The sequence below is a fragment of the Pseudomonas sp. FSL W7-0098 genome (assembly GCF_005930585.1).
Lineage (GTDB): Bacteria > Pseudomonadota > Gammaproteobacteria > Pseudomonadales > Pseudomonadaceae > Aquipseudomonas > Aquipseudomonas bubulae.
Map to the genome: position 1 here is coordinate 80,390 of NZ_RXHW01000004.1, position 18,016 is coordinate 98,405.

Below are 18,016 nucleotides of genomic sequence, written 5' to 3' on the forward strand. Positions count from 1 at the left end.
ACACTGCGCGACATTTTGTTTTGCAGGCCAGTCCCGTGACCACCATTGCCACCGCTTTTAACACTCTGCCTCTGTCCGCCGCCATGCTGGCTAACCTCGACTCCCTCGGTTATGCCCAGATGACGCCGATTCAGGCGCAGAGCTTGCCGGTGATCCTCAAAGGCATGGACCTGATCGCCCAGGCCAAGACCGGTAGTGGCAAAACTGCCGCCTTCGGCATCGGCCTGCTGAACCCGATCAACCCGCGCTTCTTCGGCTGCCAGGCCCTTGTGATCTGCCCGACCCGCGAACTGGCTGACCAGGTCGCCAAGGAAATCCGCCGCCTGGCCCGCGCCGAAGACAACATCAAGGTGCTGACCCTGTGTGGCGGCGTGTCGTTCGGCCCGCAGATCGGTTCGCTGGAGCACGGCGCGCACATCATCGTCGGCACTCCGGGGCGTATCCAGCAACACTTGCGCAAAGGCTCGCTGGTACTGGACGGTCTGAACACCCTGGTACTGGACGAAGCTGACCGCATGCTGGACATGGGCTTCTATGACGCCATCGAAGACATCATTGTCAAAACCCCGGAGCGTCGCCAGACCTTGCTGTTCTCGGCCACTTACCCGGCCGGTATCAAGCAGCTGTCGTCCAAGTTCATGCGCAACCCTCAGCAGGTAAAAGCAGAGGCACTGCACACTGACAGCCAAATCGAGCAGCGTTTCTACGAAATCTCGCCTGAAGAGCGCATGAGCGCCGTGACCAAGGTACTGGGCCACTTCCGCCCGCAGTCTTGCGTGGCGTTCTGCTTCACCAAGCAGCAGGTGCAGGAAACCGTTGATCACCTGACCTCCAAGGGCATTTCGGCCGTCGGCCTGCACGGCGACCTGGAGCAGCGCGACCGTGACCAGGTACTGGCCATGTTTGCCAACCGTTCGACTTCGGTACTGGTTGCCACCGACGTAGCCGCCCGTGGTCTGGACATCGACGCGCTGGACATGGTGCTCAACGTTGAGCTGGCCCGCGATTCGGAAATCCATATTCACCGTGTTGGCCGTACCGGCCGTGCGGGCGAAAAAGGCGTGGCCATCAGCCTGGTTGCCCCGTCCGAAGCGCACCGCGCCCAGGCCATCGAGCAGTTGCAGAAAGCTCCGCTGAACTGGGAAACCCTGGACACCCTCACCTCTCAGGGCGGCGCACCGTTGCTGCCGGCCATGAGCACACTGGTGATCGGCGCAGGTCGTAAAGACAAGGTTCGCCCAGGCGATATCCTTGGCGCACTGACCGGCGACGCAGGCATCCCGGGGGCCCAGGTTGGCAAGATCGCCATCTTTGACTTCCAGGCCTACGTGGCGGTTGACCGCACCATTGCCAAGCAGGCTGCACAGCGCCTGAGCGAAGGCAAAATCAAAGGCCGCGTATTGCGCGTGCGGGTTTTGTAAGACGCTTCAAGAGCCCCCTCACCCCAACCCTCTCCCGGAGGGAGAGGGGGCAGATTTGCATAGAATTCGAAATCACCCTGGTCCAGCTCCCTCTCCCTCAGGGAGAGGGCTGGGGTGAGGGCTGCTTTTACCGAGGACACCGCTTTGCGCTCTACCGACGTTGTGATTATTGGCGCTGGCGCCGCAGGCCTGATGTGCGCACTGACCGCCGCCAACCGTGGGCGCAAGGTGATGCTGATCGACCACGCCAACAAGGCAGGCAAAAAGATCCTGATGTCGGGCGGTGGCCGCTGCAACTTCACCAACATGTACACCGAGCCCAACAATTTCCTGTCGCAGAACCCGCACTTTTGCAAGTCGGCCCTGGCCCGCTACACCCAGTGGGACTTTATCGAGATGGTCGCCAAACACGGCGTACCCTACCACGAGAAAAAACTCGGCCAGCTGTTTTGCGACAACAAATCCAGCGACATCCTCGAAATGCTCCTCGACGAGTGCAAACAGGCCGGCGTCAGCCTGCACCTGGACACTTCAGTCGAACAGATCGAAAAAACCGACAACGGCTACAGCCTCAATACAACGCTGGGGCCGGTTGACTGCCAGTCTCTGGTGGTCGCCACCGGCGGGCTGTCGATCCCGACCCTGGGCGCCACAGGCTTCGGCTATCAAATCGCCAAACAGTTCGGCCACACCTTGCTGCCAACCCGCGCAGGCCTGGTGCCGTTCACCATCACCGATCAGCTCAAAGAGATCTGCACCGAGCTGTCGGGCACGTCGGTGGATTGCCTGGTGAGCTGCAACGACCAGAGCTTTCGCGAAAATATCCTGTTCACCCACCGTGGTTTGAGCGGGCCGGCGATCTTGCAGATTTCCTCGTTCTGGAACCCCGGCGACACGGTTGAGATCAATCTGCTGCCCGATCTCGACGCCCTGAGCTGGCTGCAAACACAGCAGGCTGAACGCCCCAACAGCGAGTTGAAAACCCTGCTGGGTGAAATCTTCACCAAGAAGATGGCCAATCTGCTGGCCGAGCACTGGTTCGAGTCCAAACCAATGAAGCAGTACACCCCGGCGGAGCTGGCGCAGGTGGCGGACAAACTGGCGTGCTGGAAGGTGGTCCCCGCGGGCACCGAAGGTTATCGCACCGCTGAAGTGACCCTGGGTGGGGTCGATACCCGCGAAGTGTCGTCCAAGACCATGGAATCGCTGAAAAGCCCCGGTCTGTATTTTGTCGGCGAAGTGCTGGATGTCAGCGGCCATCTGGGCGGTTTCAACTTCCAGTGGGCATGGGCATCGGGGTATGCGGCGGCGCAGTTCGTCTGACCCGCCCCCTGCATAAAAAATATTTTTGGTTCGATGTGACAGCCCCATTGCGCTGTCGTCTTATCTGGCTCAAGTTAGCGAATCACGAGCCAGGCACCGCCACTTCATGTCATCGAAAAGCTTTCAGCATTCCCTGCGTCGCCTGTGGGCACTGGACAAGTTCAGTTACAGCGTGCGGGTATTTGTCGCCCTGACCGGCAGCATGGCTTTTTGCTGGTATCAGGATGAGATGTCGCTGCTGATCCCGCTGTTTCTGGGGATTATCGCCAGCGCCCTGTCTGAAACCGATGACAGCTGGCAAGGCCGTCTCAACGCCTTGCTGGTGACGCTGGTGTGTTTCACCGCCTCGGCCCTGAGTGTCGAGTTGCTTTTCCCCTACCCCTGGCTGATGGTCTGCGCGCTGGCCCTGGCCAGTTTCGGCCTGACCATGCTCGGCGCGCTGGGCGAGCGCTACGGGGCGATTGCTTCAGCCACACTGATTCTGGCCGTGTACACCATGATCGGCGTGGATCAACGCGGCGGCGAAGTCACCAACTTCTGGCATGAACCCTTGCTGCTGGTGGCCGGTGCCGCCTGGTACGGGATACTGTCGGTGCTGTGGCAGGCGCTGTTTTCCAATCAGCCGGTGCAACAGAGCCTGGCCCGGTTGTTCTGGGAACTTGGCCTGTACCTGAAAATCAAGTCGGCGCTGTTCGAGCCCATCCGCAAACTGGACGTGGAAGCGGGCCGGCTGGAACTGGCCCGGCAAAACGGCAGGGTGGTGGCGGCGCTGAACACCGCCAAGGAAATCATCCTGCACCGGGTCGGCAATACTCGGCCAGGCTCCAAACTCAGCCGCTACCTCAAGCTGTATTTCCTCGCGCAGGACATCCACGAGCGAGCCAGCTCATCGCACTACCCGTACAACGCCCTGGCCGATGCCTTCTTCCACAGTGATGTGATGTTCCGCTGCCAGCGCCTGCTGCGTCAGCAAGGCGTGGCCTGCCAGCGCCTGTCGGAGTCGATCAAGCTGCGCCAGCCATTTGTCTATGACGACAGCTTTGCCGAGGCTCTTGGAGACCTGCATGCCTCCCTCGAACACTTGCGCATCCAGAGCAACCCGGCCTGGCGCGGACTGTTGCGTTCATTGCGGGCACTGGCCGCCAACCTCGGCACCCTCGACCGCCTGCTGAGCGATGCAAGCAACCCCGACACCCTGGCCGATGCCACCGATAGCAGCCTGCTCGACCGTTCGCCACGCAACCTCAAGGATGTCTGGTCACGCCTGCGCCAGCATCTGACACCCACCTCGCTGATCTTCCGCCACGCCTTGCGCCTGCCCCTGGCCCTGAGTATCGGTTTTGCGATGGTGCACTGGATTCACCCAAGCCAGGGCTACTGGATCATCCTCACCACGCTGTTCGTGTGCCAGCCAAGCTACGGCGCCACGCGGCGCAAGTTCAGCCAGCGGATTATCGGCACAGCCATCGGCCTGGCCGTGGGCTGGGCGTTGTTCGATCTGTTCCCCAACCCGCTGGTGCAGTCGATGTTTGCCGTCGTGGCCGGGGTGGTGTTCTTTATCAACCGCACCACGCGCTACACCCTGAGCACGGCGGCCATCACCCTGATGATTCTGTTCTGCTTCAATCAGGTGGGCGATGGTTACGGACTGTTCCTGCCGCGCCTGTTCGATACCCTGGTGGGTAGCGTGATCGCGGCAGCGGCGGTGTTCCTGTTCTTGCCTGACTGGCAGGGTCGTCGCCTGAACCAGGTGCTGGCCAATACCCTGAGCTGCAACAGCCAGTACCTGCGCCAGATCATGCAGCAATATGCCCAGGGTAAAAGCGACAGCCTGGCCTATCGGTTGGCACGGCGTAACGCACATAACGCCGATGCGGCGCTGTCGACCACCCTGGCCAATATGCTGATGGAACCCGGGCATTTCCGTAAGGATGCAGACATGGGCTTCCGCTTTTTGGTGCTGTCCCACACTTTGCTCAGTTACCTCTCTGGCCTGGGCGCCCACCGCGACACCCAATTGCCTGCCGAAGTGCGCGAGCAGTTGATTGAAGGGGCCGGGAGCAAGATTGCCGACAGCATCGACCAGATTGCCCAGGGCCTGGCCACCAAGCAGGCCGTTGCAGTGCAAAGTGATGAGGAAGAGGCCCTGGCCGGCGAACTTGAACAAATGCCCGATGAAATAGATGAAAACCAGAGGCTGGTACAAACCCAACTGGCGCTGATTTGCCGCCAGCTCGGGCCACTGCGCACCCTGGCCGCGCATTTGGTCAAGGCACCTTAGGCCTTGGCGCCAGTCGGCATCACGCCTACTATCGAGACATGAACTCGCCAACAAGGACAAGATCGTGACCACCGACTGGCTCTGCAAACACCACAACGACCTGGGCAAGGAACAGCTCTACGCAATCCTCGAATTGCGCTCAAAAGTATTTGTCGCCGAGCAGAAATGCGCCTATCAGGACGTCGACGGGCAAGACCTGACGGGCGATACGCTGCATGTGATGGGCTGGCAAGACGACCAGCTGGTGGCCTACGCCCGCATCCTCGACCCCGAGTCCCAGGGAGGTGACGTAGTGATCGGCCGCGTAATCGTTGCCGTCGAAGGCCGCGGGCAAAAGCTTGGGCATACCCTGCTTGAACAGGCCCTGAAAAATATCGAAGAGTACTGGGCGGGGCAGCCCGTATTCCTGTCCGCCCAAGCGCACCTGCAACCCTTTTACGAGCAACACGGGTTCAACACCCAGGGCGAGATCTACCTAGAAGACAACATCCCGCACATCGGCATGCGCCTGACATCTCAGGGGTAACCCAGCACCTGCTTGATCTGCACCAGATGCCCAGCGACCCAGTTTTTGTCCACCGGCCCCCAGTTGCGGATCAGGTAGCGTCCGGCATGGTTGCGGGCGCCATCCTGCTGTTCAAATTCGCAGATGATGTCCAGATCGGCCAGGGCAGCAATGGTGTCCTGGGCGGTACGACGCGGCATGCCGGTGACTTCGGTCAAGGCAGGCACGCTGCTGGCGATCTGGCTATCGATCAACCAGGCCACATACAAGCGCCGGTAAAAGCTGCTTTTGGTTTTGCTGACTTCCATTCAGAACTCCTGCCCGTCTTTACGGGTCCGCTCCCACACATAAAGTAAGTGTCAGGTTTTGCCCTGCATATCCCGCCACGTGAGGTACACCCGCAGGTCGAACTCCAGCTGGTGATAACCCGGCAACATGTGCTCACACAGCTTGTAGAACGCCTTGTTGTGGTCTGACTCTTTCAAGTGGGCCAGCTCGTGGACCACGATCATCTTCAAAAACTCGGGCGCCGCTTCCTTGAACAGCGAGGCCACGCGCAGTTCCTTTTTAGCCTTGAGCTTGCCGCCCTGAACCCGTGAAATAGCAGTATGCAAACCCAGCGCACGGTGGGTCAGGTCGAGCCTGTTATCAAACAGCACCTTGTCAAAGGATGGCGCATTGCGCAGGTATTCCTGTTTGAGCTCCTGAGCGTAGGCATACAGGGCCTTGTCGCTTTGCACGGCATGACGCTGTGGATAACGCTCGCTCAGGTAACTGCCCAGCTGGTTGCGCTCGATCAATTGGCGCACCTGCTCTTGCAAGGTCTGGGGGTAAGCCTGGAGGTATTTGAGCACAGTCATGGGGCGCCAACGCACAGCGTAAAAGTGCGCCAGTGTAGCGAATTCGATCCCCGGGCGCCCACGTCAGACTTTTACGCTGCCAAAAGGCAGACGCTTCCGAGAAAACACGATGCACACAAGCGCTGCTTGCGACCCGCAAACTCACAGGGCTATCTTCACCAGTCGCCGATGCTCCCCCGTGGAAGAAACATGAAAAAGCCGACGCCCGACGATCACAAAGCCATTCACACTCCCCGGGATGATCATCAGCACGATGAAACCACCCGGCTTATTCTCGACGCCCTGCTTCAGGCCCCGCCCGTTTGCCTGGAAAACCTCAAACCCACCCGTGCACTAAGGGCAGGCAAGCAATCACCCTTTGCCGTGCTGCCTGATATCCGTGCAATCGAAGCGCTGTCCCATGTGTCGCTGATGCTCAAAAGCGCAGAAGAGGTCTCGGATGAAATCACCGCATACGCCAGCGGCATAGAGCGTGGGCTGGTGTGGTCGCTGGTGCATTCGGTGGAGATGTCCCGATCACTGGTGGACTCACTGCTCAGGGCCAATGGTGTTGATCCAGAGTTGCTAAAGGCACAACCGTCAAACTGGCCCTGCGCGAAGCAGGCTGGCAAGGGGGGGCTTTAATTCCTCCAAAAAAAAACGCCCCGATCAGATCGAGGCGTTTTTTGGTCGGGCCGGTCAGGCGGCAATCGACAGTTTGAGCTTGTTCATCGCGCTTTTTTCCAGCTGACGAATCCGCTCGGCTGACACGTTGTACTTCTGCGCCAGGTCGTGCAGCGTGGCTTTTTCTTCAGCCAGCCAGCGCTGATACAGAATGTCACGGCTGCGGTCGTCCAGCACTTCCAGCGCTTCGTGAAGGTTGCTGGTGGAGTTGTCGGTCCAGTCAGCATCTTCCAGTTGGCGTGCCGGGTCATACCGGTGGTCTTCCAGGTAGTTGGCTGGCGACTGGAACGCACTGTCGTCGTCAGCTTCGGCTGCCGGGTCGAACGCCATATCATGACCGGTCAGGCGGCTTTCCATCTCGCGCACTTCGCGAGGCTCTACGCCGAGGCTTTCAGCCACACGATGCACTTCATCGTTGTTCAACCAGGCCAGACGTTTTTTCTGGCTGCGCAGGTTGAAGAACAATTTGCGCTGAGCCTTGGTGGTCGCAACTTTCACGATCCGCCAGTTGCGCAGGATAAATTCGTGGATCTCTGCCTTGATCCAGTGCACCGCAAAAGACACCAGACGCACACCCATTTCAGGGTTGAAGCGTTTGACCGCCTTCATCAGGCCGACGTTGCCTTCCTGGATCAGGTCAGCCTGAGCCAGGCCATAGCCCGAATAACTACGGGCAATGTGTACAACAAAACGCAGGTGGGCGAGCACCATCTGCCGAGCCGCCCCCAAATCCTGCTCATAATAGAGACTCTCGGCCAGTTCACGCTCCTGCTCCGGTGTCAGCAATGGAATGCTGTTCACCGTATTGACATAGGCCTCGAGGTTCGCACCAGGGACCAACGCATACGCAGGTTGCAAAGAAGTGGTCATACGAAAAAACCTCCGTCTCACATAACTCGTGCAGTTCAGCACTGCGAAAGTTGACCGGAAACCTGGAAAAAAGTTCCCAAAAAAAGCTGAAAAGGTCAACAGGCAAAAAGAAAACTATTTAGGCGAAAGCTCACGTAAGTGACGCGCAACTGCAATCCATGCACCGATATACCCTAACAGCACCGCGCCAAGCAAGAGAGACAGACCATCGGCTACCGGCACACCCGCCAAGGCAAAATTGCTGCCGTACAAGCCAGCCAGCCCCACCACCGCGTCGTTAAGCCAGTTCAGGCCGAATGCCAAAACGCCCCAGGATAAAACACCCGCACCAAAGCCATAGAGCGCACCCATATAAAGAAAGGGCCTGCGCACATAGCTGTCAGTACCGCCGACCAGCTTGATGACTTCGATTTCGATGCGACGATTCTCGATATGCAAACGAATCGTATTACCGATAACCAGCAGCAAAGCTGAAACCAGCAACACCGTCAAGCCAAACACAAAACGGTCACCCAATTTCAGGATTGCCGCCAGACGTTCGACCCAGACCAGATCAAGTTGCGCCTGTTGCACCTTCGGCAACTGCGCAAGGCGTTCGCGAAGGGCTTCAAGCGTCGCTTTATCGACTTCTGCCGGGGTTACCAGGACCACACCGGGCAACGGGTTATCGGGTAACTCTTTAAGCGCTTCGCCCAGCCCTGACTGCTGCTGGAACTCTTCGAGTGCCTTTTCGCGGCTGATAAATTCCGCGTCAGCCACCCCTGCCATACCTTTTATCTGATCGCTGAGATTTTCACCCTGCTGGCTGCTGGCATCCATCTGCAGATACAGCGAAATCTGTGCTGCACGCTGCCAGGAACCACCCAGGCGCTCGACGTTGTTAAGCAACAACGACAGGCCCATCGGCAGACTCAAGGCAACCGCCATCACCAGGCAGGTAAAAAAGCTACCAATCGGCTGCTTGCCAAGGCGCTTCAGGCTGTCGAGCAGACTGGCCCGGTGAGCCTCAACCCAGGCGTGAAACAACATGGCGAAGGTCGGGCCATCGTCATCATCGTGTTTTTTCTTCGGCGGCTGCGGGTCGGCAGCCTTTGGAGCTACGCGCTCGGATACTTTGGAACTGCGGGTGGCACTCATTGCGCGGCCTCCCCGTCACCGATCAGGCGTCCGCGCTGCAAGGTCAGCATGCGATGGCGCATGCGTGCGATCAGCGCCAGGTCATGACTGGCAATCAGTACGCTGGTGCCCAAGCGGTTGATGTCTTCAAATACGCCCATGATTTCCGCCGCCAGGCGCGGGTCGAGGTTACCGGTGGGTTCATCGGCCAGCAGCAAGGCCGGGCGATGCACGATGGCGCGGGCAATGCCTACACGCTGTTGCTGACCCGTGGATAAGTCACCCGGGTACAGGTCGGTCTTGTCCGACAGCGCTACGCGCTCCAGCGCCGAGTCGACACGCTTGGCGACTTCAGCCTTGGACAGGCCGAGAATTTGCAGCGGCAGGGCGACGTTGTTGAACACTGTGCGGTCAAACAGCAACTGGTGGTTCTGGAAAACCACACCGATCTGGCGACGTAAAAAAGGGATCTGCGCGTTGCTGATTTGCCCCAAGTCCTGCCCCGCCAGTAGCAATTTGCCGCTGGTCGGGCGTTCCATCGCCAGCAACAGGCGCAACAGCGTGCTTTTACCTGCGCCGGAGTGGCCGGTCACAAAAAGGAATTCGCCTCGACGGACCCGAAAGCTCAGCTCGTGCAGGCCCACGTGTCCATTTGGATAGCGCTTACCGACCTGCTCGAAACGAATCATGGACGCTCCCGCTCCGCAAACAGAGCCTGGACAAAGGGTTCGGACTCAAAATCACGCAAATCATCAATGCCTTCACCCACACCGATAAAGCGGATAGGAATATTGAATTGCTTGGCCAGGGCGAAAATCACCCCGCCTTTGGCCGTGCCATCGAGCTTGGTCAGTGCCAGACCCGTGAGGGCAACGGTCTGATCAAACTGCTTGGTCTGGTTGATAGCGTTCTGCCCGGTACCGGCATCGAGCACCAACAGCACTTCGTGGGGAGCGTCTTCGTCAAGCTTGCCCATGACCCGGCGAACTTTCTTGAGTTCTTCCATCAGGTTGTCTTTGGTATGCAGGCGACCAGCGGTATCGGCGATCAATACGTCGATGCCACGGGCCTTGGCAGCTTGCACAGCGTCAAAAATCACCGACGCCGAATCCGCGCCAGTGTGCTGGGCAATCACCGGGATATGGTTGCGCTCGCCCCACACTTGCAGCTGTTCGACGGCGGCCGCACGGAAGGTATCACCGGCAGCCAGCATGACTTTCTTGCCTTCAAGCTGCAGTTTTTTCGCCAGTTTGCCGATGGTGGTGGTTTTACCCGCGCCGTTGACGCCTACCACCAGAATCACGAATGGCTTGTTTTGCGATTCGATTTTCAGCGGTTGCTCCACCGGCTTGAGCATGGCCGCCAGCTCGTCCTGCAGCGACTTGTAGAGTGCATCGGCATCGGTCAGTTGCTTGCGCGCGACCTTCTGCGTCAGGTTCTTGATGATCACCGAGGTTGCTTCAACACCCACGTCGGCGGTCAACAGTCGGGTTTCGATCTCTTCGAGCAGATCGTCATCAATGGCTTTTTTGCCCAGAAACAGGCTGGCCATGCCTTCACCAATGCTGGCGCTGGTCTTGGACAAGCCTTGCTTGAGACGAGCGAAAAAGCCTGTTTTTTGCTCGGGGGGCGCAACTGGCGCGGGGGCCGGGGCCTCGACCAACGGGGCTGGGGCAGCCACCACAGGCGCAGGTGCAGGTGCAGGAGCGACTACAGGCGCGACGACGGCAACTGGCTCTGGCTCTGGCTCTGGCTCTGGCTCAACAACAGTCTCGACCACCGCAAGCGCTTCAACAACAGGCTCGGGCTCGGGGATCGGCGGCACGATATGCGGTGCCTGCACATCCTCGACAAGCGCCACCGGTTCTTCGGCGACAGGCAAGTGCGGCCACGGTGCCGGCTCGGGGGCCAATTCAATCGCAGGCTCGGCGGCAACCACGACCACTTCGGGCGCGGCCTCGACCTCCACCGGAGTGGCCTCAACCAGCGTCTCAGGGATGATTTCGGGCGCAGGCGCGGGTTGTTCCACGACGGTTTCCTGCGGCTTTCTGCGCAGCCATCCGAACAGGCCTTTTTTCTCGCCAGCCGCAGCTGGGGTCTTCTTGTCGTCGTTGGAACCAAACATGGAGGACGGCTATCTCATCGTAGCGACGCGCCACTGTGGCGCCCCGGCAAATAATATTCGGTGTGAAACAGACTGTAATTTTGTCAGCTTGTTCGCACGCAACTGTATTCAGAGGGTAAAACACACCTCGTAAACTTCGTCTTAACTCGGGTCTGTCACGGGAAAGTCGGCAAAAATGCGAAATTTACCGGTATACATCCACACTTCCAAGCGGGCTCCTATACTGCCCGATCAAACGTCGTCTGATCGTCAAAGGCCTGATAGGCGTGGCCGCCAGTAAAACGGATCAGTATCCTAGCACCTCCTCACCCGCAGACGCTAAGGCCGAGCGGGTAGCCCAACAGGTTAAAAAACGAATGAATCTAGCCCGCCGCGCTGCTGGCCTGTTGCTCAGCACAGTTTTATTACCGCTTTCGGCCCTGGCGGCCGAACCGCAGCCCACCCACGAGTTCCGCCTGGACAACGGCCTCAAGGTCATCGTGCGCGAAGACCATCGCGCCCCGGTGGTGGTCTCCCAGGTCTGGTACAAAGTGGGCTCCAGCTACGAAACCCCTGGCAAGACCGGCCTGTCCCACGCGCTTGAGCACATGATGTTCAAGGGCAGCAACAAGGTCGGTCCCGGCGAAGCCTCGTTGATCCTGCGCGACCTTGGCGCCCAGGAAAACGCCTTCACCAGCGACGACTACACCGCCTACTACCAGGTACTGGCCCGTGACCGCCTGGGCGTGGCCTTTGAGCTTGAGGCCGACCGCATGGCCAGCCTTCGCTTGCCGCCCGAAGAATTCAAGCGCGAGATCGAAGTCATCAAGGAAGAGCGCCGCCTGCGCACCGACGACCAGCCCATGAGCAAAGCCTACGAGCTGTTCAGCGCCATGGCCTTCCCTTCCAGCGGCTACCACACCCCGACCATCGGCTGGATGGTCGACCTGGAGCGCATGAGCGTTGGCGAACTGCGCGCATGGTATGAAGAGTGGTATGCCCCCAACAACGCCACTTTAGTGGTGGTCGGTGACGTCACCCCGGATGAAGTCAAAGCCCTGGCCCAGCGTTACTTTGGCAAGGTGCAAAAACGCGAGATACCTGTCGCCAAAATCCCGCTGGAACTGCCGACCCCTGGCGAACGCCTGCTCAAGATCCACGTCCAGACCCAACTGCCAAGCTTGATGCTGGGCTTTAACGTGCCCAGCGTTGCCACGGCCAAGGACCCGATCACCGCCAATGCCCTGCGCCTGATTTCCGCGCTGCTGGACGGCGGCTACAGCGCACGCATGCCGACGCAGCTTGAGCGGGGCGAAGAACTGGTCTCCGGTGCATCGTCCAGCTACAACGCCTTCACCCGTGGTGACAGCCTGTTCATGCTTTCGGCGATGCCCAACAGCCAGAAGAAAGTCACCATGGCCCAGGCCGAGGCAGGCTTGTGGCGCTTGCTCGATGACCTGAAAAAGACCCCGCCGACCACTGAAGAGCTTGAACGTGTGCGTGCCCAGGTAATTGCCGGACTGGTCTACGAGCGCGACTCGATCACCAGCCAGGCCACTTCGATCGGCCAGCTGGAAACCGTCGGCCTGTCGTGGAAGCTGATGGACTCAGAACTGGCCGACCTGCAAAAGGTCACCCCGGCCGATATCCAGCAGGCTGCCCGCACCTATTTCACTCGCGACCGTCTCAGCGTTGCCCATGTACTGCCCGAGGAGAAAACCCATGAGTGAGCGTAAAGGCCCCCGCTACGCCCTGCTTGGTCTGAGCGCCGCCATACTGGTGGGTGCACTCGGCTACTTTTTTACCAACCCGCAGCAATCGGTCGCCAGCCAGGCACTGGACCAGGCCAAGAGCGAGCACAAGCTCGAATCCCTGGCCGAGCTGGACGGCAAGGCGCCCAGCCACCGTGCGCTGAACGTGCAAACCTGGAAAACCGCCGAAGGCTCCAAAGTGCTGTTCGTCGAAGCACGGCAATTGCCGATGTTCGACCTGCGCCTGACCTTCGCCGCTGGCAGCAGCCAGGACGAAAACACCCCGGGCCTGGCCCTGCTGACCAACGCCATGCTCAACGAAGGTGTAGCGGGTAAAGATGTGGGCGCCATCGCCCAGGGCTTTGAAGGCCTGGGCGCGGACTTCGGCAATGGCGCATATCGCGACATGGCCGTGGCCTCGCTGCGCAGCCTGAGCGATGTAGATAAACGCACACCTGCGCTCAACCTGTTCGCCGAGGTGGTGGGCAAACCCACCTTCCCGGCCGACTCCCTGGCGCGGATCAAGAACCAGTTGCTCGCCAGCTTCGAGTTTCAGAAACAAAACCCCGGCAAACTGGCCAGCGACGAACTGTTCAAGCGCCTGTACGGTAACCACCCGTATGCCCACGCCAGTGATGGCAATGCCCAAAGCATCGCCGCGATCACCATTGACCAGCTCAAGGCCTTTCACAACAAGGCCTACACCGCAGGCAACGCCGTGATTGCGATTGTTGGCGACCTGTCGCGTGCCGAAGCCGAAGCCATTGCAGCCCAGGTATCTGCCGCACTGCCCAAAGGCCCTGCAGTGGCCAAGACCGTGCAACCAAGCGAGCCCAAGGCTGGCCAAACCCATATCGAGTTCCCGTCCAAACAAACCCACCTGCTGCTGTCGCAGCTGGGCATTGACCGTGACGATCCCGACTATGCCGCACTGGCATTGGGCAACAGCATTCTGGGCGGTGGCGGTTTCGGTACGCGCCTGATGACCGAAGTGCGTGAAAAGCGCGGCCTGACCTACGGCGTGTACTCCGGCTTCAGCCCGATGCAGGCTCGCGGCCCGTTCATGATCAACCTGCAAACCCGCGCCGAACTGAGCGAAGGTACGCTCAAACTGGTGCAAGACATTTTGGCCGACTACCTGAAAAATGGTCCGACGCAAAAAGAACTCGACGATGCCAAGCGTGAACTGGCTGGCAGCTTCCCGCTGTCCACGGCCAGCAACGCCGCCATCGTCGGCCAACTTGGCGCAATGGGCTTTTATGATTTGCCCCTGGATTACCTGGAAACCTTCATGCAGAAGTCCCAGGACCTGACCACCGAACAGGTCAAGGACGCCATGAACAAGCACCTGAGCGCCGACAAAATGGTCGTAGTGACCGCCGGCCCGACCGTGCCGCAAAAACCACTGCCACCTCCTACCGACAAACCTTCAGAGCAACCTCTTGGGGTTCCGGAGCATTAATGGCAAAGCCAAAAAACACATCGCACTCAGGTGCTGGTCAGTTACGCATCATTGGCGGGGAATGGCGCAGCCGCAAGCTGGACTTCCCCCATGTAGAGGGCCTGCGCCCGACGCCAGATCGCGTGCGTGAAACCCTGTTCAACTGGTTGGCCCCCTATATCGGCGGCGCCAGGGTACTGGACGTTTTCGCCGGCAGCGGCGCACTGTTCCTTGAAGCCATGTCCCGCGGCGCAGCCAAGGGCGTGGCACTGGACAGCAACCGCGATGCGATCTCCAACATCCGCGAGAACATGGGCATTCTGCGCTGCACTGTCGGCGAAGTTCAGCAGACTGACGCCCTGCGTTATCTGGACACCACGCCAAGCACAACCTTTGATGTGGTATTCCTCGACCCGCCGTTCAACAAGGACCTGCTCAAACCTGCTTGTGATCTGCTCGAGCAACGCGGCTGGCTGGCTGAAGACGCCTGGGTTTACACCGAAAGCGAGTTGCGCCCGTCAGAGCTGGGCTTGCCTGCCAACTGGCGCCTGCACCGCGAGCAAAAAGCCGGCGGCGTGAACTACGCCCTGTGGCAACGCGAAGCCACTCAAGCCTGATGAACCTGTAGTCGCTGCCGCAGGCTGCGATCAAGCCCGGAGGGGTCGCTTTTTCAAAAGCGAAGGCCCTTCGGTCCTTATCGCAGCCTACGGCAGCGGCTACAGATTTTTGCGGTACAAGGTATCTATGTACCGCCCGCCTCTCCCCTCTCAAGCCCAATCTGTTCTGACGATAAACAGTCAGGACACCCACCATGAAACACCCCCTTGCCGGGCTGGCTCTCGGCTTTATGTTGCAACCGCTGATGGCCCTGGCCAGCAGCCAACCCTCCACTCAACATTTCACCCTGGATAACGGCCTCAAGGTTATCGTTCACGAAGACCACCGTGCAGCCGTGGTTCACTCACAGCTCTGGTATAGGGTCGGCTCAAGCTATGAGCCCCCAGGCCAATCCGGGTTGTCCCACGCCCTTGAACACATGATTTTCAAAGGCAGCAGCAAACTATGTCCGGCCGAGTCAGACCACATCTTTCAAAGCCTGGGCGCAACGGACAATGCGGCGACGCAAAATGACGCCACCACTTTCTTTCAAACCCTGCCCCCCCATGCCCTGGCAGTCGCACTTGAAGTGATGGCAGACCAGATGAGCACTGCACAGCTGTCCGCTGCTCATTGGGCCGGTGAGCGCGAAGTCATCAAAAGCGAACGCAGCGAAAGCGTCGACAACGACCCCCATCAGCGCGCACTTGAACTGCCACGCCGCCTGGCATTCCTGACCAGCGCTTCCGGCAGCCCGGTCATCGGCTGGATGCACGACCTCGAACGCATGCACATCGATGAACTCAAGCACTGGTATAGAAGCTGGTATGCGCCCAATAACGCCACCCTGATCATCGTCGGCGATATCGACACCGAGCAGGTCAAGGCCCTGGCCACACGCTACTTCGGCCCGATTGCCTCACGCAAGCTACCTGTGATCAAGGCCCCGCTCGAACTGGCAGCTCCCGGTGAGCGCACCATGACTCAGTACATCGATCATCAAATCCCGAACCTGAGCATGACGTTCAACGTGCCAAGCCTGCACACCCAGACCGACCCACGTTCAGCTCCAGCACTGGAGCTGCTCAGCGAGTTGCTCGGTGGCGGCGACAGTTCAGAACTCAAAAGCAGATTGTGGCGCGGCGAGGAATTGCTGATCAGCGTCGGCTCACATTACAGCAGCATCAGCCGCGGTGATGAGCTGTTCAGCATCGACGCCACCCTCAACCTTAAAAAGATGAAACCGCTGAGCGAGGTTCAAGAACGGATTTGGGCCGTGATCGACTCAGTGAAAAAAACACCCCCCTCCGGCAGTGACCTTGAACGCGCCCGTACGCGGATCATTGCACGGCATGTTTTCAGCCGTGATGACCTGCAAAGCCTGGCTCTGTATCTCGGTGAACTGGACATTGCGGGCTTGTCGCCAGAGGACGACGAAAAGCGCATGCAGATATTGGTGAAAATCACCCCTGAAGATATCCAGCTCGCCGCTCAAACGTTCCTGACCCACGACCGCTTGACCCTCAGCTATGTACTGCCCAAGGAGGCGCGCCATGAATAAGCCTCACGCAATCGCAGCCAGCCGCGCCTTGCGCGTCGCTACGCTGCTGTTCACCCTTGCCTGTGTCTGCGTGCAAGCCCGAGCACAAGAACCACAAGCACGACTGCAATCGCTGCTTGAGTTGAGCACTGCCGTGCCTGCCACCCGCCTGCCGACAATCAAGGCCTGGAAACTGAGCCAAAACACCAAAGTCCTGTTTGTCGAAAGCCACACCTTGCCCATGATCGATGTGCAAATCACCTTTGCCGCGGGCAGCAATCAGGATGGCGATACACCCGGCCTGGCTGCGACTGTACTGAGCCTGTTTAACGAAGGCTCGACGCTCAAGGACGCCAACGCACTGGCCAAGGGGTTTGATAGCCTGGGCGTGGATCTGGGTAACGGTATCGATAAAGAGCGGAGTTTCTTCACCCTGCGCAGCTTGAGCGCCCCGCACATCCGCGAACCCGCCATGCAGTTGTTCACCGAGATGCTCGCCCAACCGGGCTTTACCGTCGAAGGCCAGCGACGGGTCAAAAACGAACTGTTCACCAAACTCAAAATAAACCACGAAGACCCACACGCTCTTGCCCGGATGCAGATCTACAACGAACTCTATCCGGGGCAACCTTACACCCGCTCCGACTACGGCTCGGTCGAGAGCCTGGAGCGCATAGATGAATCACACCTAAGGGCCTTTTACCGTCGCGCCTACACTGCTGCCAATGCACAGATCGTGATCGTCGGCGACCTGACCCTGCAACAGGCGCAGAGCCTCAGCCGCTCACTGGCCAATGCCTTGCCCGCCGGACCAGCACTCGCTGAAAGACACTCGGTGCCTGCCCCGCTGCCCCATGGCAAAACCCTGCATATCGAAGATGAAGCAACCCATACCGTACTGATGCTGGCACAGAATGCCTTGCCCAATCAGCACCCTGACGGGGTAGCGATCCGGGCCGGGCATATTATTTTCAGCCATATCCTCAACAGGCAGTTAAGGGAGGAGCGCAGCATCACCTATGGCGTGCTATCGCAAATTCCCCATGCGCAGGGACCAACCCCCTGGATCATCAGCCTCAATACCCCCTCGCGCTACAGCCAAAGCGCCCTGGTTCATATCAAAGCCCTGTTTGCCCAGTACCTGCAGGACGGACCCAGCGAAACCGAACTGGACGACATCAAGCAGTTCCTGCTGCGGGCGCTGCCACAGCTCACGGCCAGCAACCTGGATATGCGCAACGAACTGTCCATCATCAACCGCTTTAACCAGCCCCTGGCCTTCAACTACAAGATCCAACAGATTCAAGCCTTGACCAGTGAGCAGATCAAAGCGGCGATGAACCGTCACTTCACGGCTGACGGCTGGGTCGGCGTAACCGTCGGCCCCAGTGTTGCTCAACTGCCCCTGCCCAAGGTGATGGTGCCAGAAACGACGATGGCACAAAGTTGTATGCCTGCCATCAGATAACCCCGGCACCCGCACGCAACACTTGGGTGTCGGGCCCTGATGTGGCAATTTAGACATCCGCCGTACCTGTTACTCG

The 18,016-nt window shown here is 59.3% G+C and carries 16 protein-coding genes; 10 read left to right on the forward strand and 6 right to left on the reverse strand.

The window, feature by feature from the left end:
* The first annotated feature begins 83 nt into the window (after nucleotides 1-83).
* The 4 genes from dbpA (at nucleotide 84) to FHL07_RS08490 (ending at nucleotide 5,551) form a co-directional block, all read left to right on the forward strand.
* On the forward strand, nucleotides 84-1,421 hold the full coding sequence (gene dbpA, locus FHL07_RS08475; protein WP_228795946.1) for an ATP-dependent RNA helicase DbpA: 1,338 nt from the start codon (nucleotides 84-86) through the stop codon (nucleotides 1,419-1,421).
* A 144-nt stretch (nucleotides 1,422-1,565) separates the two neighbouring features.
* The gene (locus FHL07_RS08480) at nucleotides 1,566-2,744 is read left to right on the forward strand and encodes an NAD(P)/FAD-dependent oxidoreductase (RefSeq protein WP_138738435.1); all 1,179 of its coding nucleotides are present in this window, start codon (nucleotides 1,566-1,568) and stop codon (nucleotides 2,742-2,744) included.
* Nucleotides 2,745-2,850: 106 nt separating this feature from the next.
* The gene (gene yccS / locus FHL07_RS08485) at nucleotides 2,851-5,025 is read left to right on the forward strand and encodes a YccS family putative transporter (RefSeq protein WP_138738373.1); all 2,175 of its coding nucleotides are present in this window, start codon (nucleotides 2,851-2,853) and stop codon (nucleotides 5,023-5,025) included.
* A 64-nt stretch (nucleotides 5,026-5,089) separates the two neighbouring features.
* Nucleotides 5,090-5,551, forward strand: a complete 462-nt coding sequence (locus FHL07_RS08490) for a GNAT family N-acetyltransferase (RefSeq protein ID WP_094999802.1) — start codon at nucleotides 5,090-5,092, stop codon at nucleotides 5,549-5,551.
* On the opposite strand, the gene FHL07_RS08495 is transcribed toward FHL07_RS08490, so the two are convergent.
* On the reverse strand, nucleotides 5,542-5,838 hold the full coding sequence (locus FHL07_RS08495; protein WP_094999801.1) for a winged helix-turn-helix domain-containing protein: 297 nt from the start codon (nucleotides 5,836-5,838) through the stop codon (nucleotides 5,542-5,544). The genes FHL07_RS08490 and FHL07_RS08495 overlap by 10 nt on opposite strands.
* Before the next feature lie 51 nt (nucleotides 5,839-5,889).
* Nucleotides 5,890-6,390 carry a YgjP-like metallopeptidase domain-containing protein gene (locus tag FHL07_RS08500; RefSeq protein ID WP_095017827.1) on the reverse strand — a complete coding sequence of 167 codons (501 nt, stop codon included), beginning with the start codon at nucleotides 6,388-6,390 and terminating at the stop codon, nucleotides 5,890-5,892.
* A gap of 189 nt (nucleotides 6,391-6,579) precedes the next feature.
* Here FHL07_RS08500 and FHL07_RS08505 point away from each other — a divergent pair, with 189 nt between their 5' ends.
* Nucleotides 6,580-7,014, forward strand: coding sequence for a hypothetical protein (locus FHL07_RS08505; RefSeq protein ID WP_095032579.1), 435 nt, complete (start codon nucleotides 6,580-6,582; stop codon nucleotides 7,012-7,014).
* 54 nt (nucleotides 7,015-7,068) lie between these two features.
* Here FHL07_RS08505 and rpoH read toward each other — a convergent pair whose 3' ends face one another.
* The 4 genes from rpoH to ftsY all read right to left on the reverse strand — a co-directional run bounded on the left by rpoH (nucleotide 7,069) and on the right by ftsY (nucleotide 11,164).
* Nucleotides 7,069-7,923: an RNA polymerase sigma factor RpoH gene (gene rpoH, locus FHL07_RS08510; protein ID WP_004419731.1), complete on the reverse strand. Its 855-nt coding sequence runs from the start codon at nucleotides 7,921-7,923 to the stop codon at nucleotides 7,069-7,071.
* Between the two features lie 114 nt (nucleotides 7,924-8,037).
* Nucleotides 8,038-9,060, reverse strand: coding sequence for a permease-like cell division protein FtsX (ftsX, locus tag FHL07_RS08515; protein ID WP_094999798.1), 1,023 nt, complete (start codon nucleotides 9,058-9,060; stop codon nucleotides 8,038-8,040).
* On the reverse strand, nucleotides 9,057-9,728 hold the full coding sequence (ftsE, locus tag FHL07_RS08520; RefSeq protein WP_016782600.1) for a cell division ATP-binding protein FtsE: 672 nt from the start codon (nucleotides 9,726-9,728) through the stop codon (nucleotides 9,057-9,059). Before ftsE ends, ftsX begins: the two co-directional genes overlap by 4 nt.
* The gene (gene ftsY / locus FHL07_RS08525; protein WP_138738374.1) at nucleotides 9,725-11,164 is read right to left on the reverse strand and encodes a signal recognition particle-docking protein FtsY; all 1,440 of its coding nucleotides are present in this window, start codon (nucleotides 11,162-11,164) and stop codon (nucleotides 9,725-9,727) included. Before ftsY ends, ftsE begins: the two co-directional genes overlap by 4 nt.
* Before the next feature lie 356 nt (nucleotides 11,165-11,520).
* On the opposite strand from ftsY, the gene FHL07_RS08530 reads away from it, so the two are divergent.
* The 5 genes from FHL07_RS08530 to FHL07_RS08550 all read left to right on the forward strand — a co-directional run bounded on the left by FHL07_RS08530 (nucleotide 11,521) and on the right by FHL07_RS08550 (nucleotide 17,940).
* Nucleotides 11,521-12,873 carry a M16 family metallopeptidase gene (locus FHL07_RS08530; protein ID WP_094999796.1) on the forward strand — a complete coding sequence of 451 codons (1,353 nt, stop codon included), beginning with the start codon at nucleotides 11,521-11,523 and terminating at the stop codon, nucleotides 12,871-12,873.
* Nucleotides 12,866-14,356, forward strand: coding sequence for a M16 family metallopeptidase (locus FHL07_RS08535; RefSeq protein ID WP_095020482.1), 1,491 nt, complete (start codon nucleotides 12,866-12,868; stop codon nucleotides 14,354-14,356). Before FHL07_RS08530 ends, FHL07_RS08535 begins: the two co-directional genes overlap by 8 nt.
* Nucleotides 14,356-14,952 carry a 16S rRNA (guanine(966)-N(2))-methyltransferase RsmD gene (gene rsmD, locus FHL07_RS08540; RefSeq protein WP_094999794.1) on the forward strand — a complete coding sequence of 199 codons (597 nt, stop codon included), beginning with the start codon at nucleotides 14,356-14,358 and terminating at the stop codon, nucleotides 14,950-14,952. The genes FHL07_RS08535 and rsmD overlap by 1 nt, the downstream gene beginning before the upstream one ends.
* Before the next feature lie 194 nt (nucleotides 14,953-15,146).
* The gene (locus FHL07_RS08545; protein WP_138738375.1) at nucleotides 15,147-16,493 is read left to right on the forward strand and encodes a M16 family metallopeptidase; all 1,347 of its coding nucleotides are present in this window, start codon (nucleotides 15,147-15,149) and stop codon (nucleotides 16,491-16,493) included.
* Nucleotides 16,486-17,940 (forward strand): M16 family metallopeptidase, encoded by a 1,455-nt coding sequence (locus FHL07_RS08550; RefSeq protein ID WP_178084385.1) that lies wholly within the window; start codon nucleotides 16,486-16,488, stop codon nucleotides 17,938-17,940. Before FHL07_RS08545 ends, FHL07_RS08550 begins: the two co-directional genes overlap by 8 nt.
* Nucleotides 17,941-18,016: the final 76 nt, after the last annotated feature.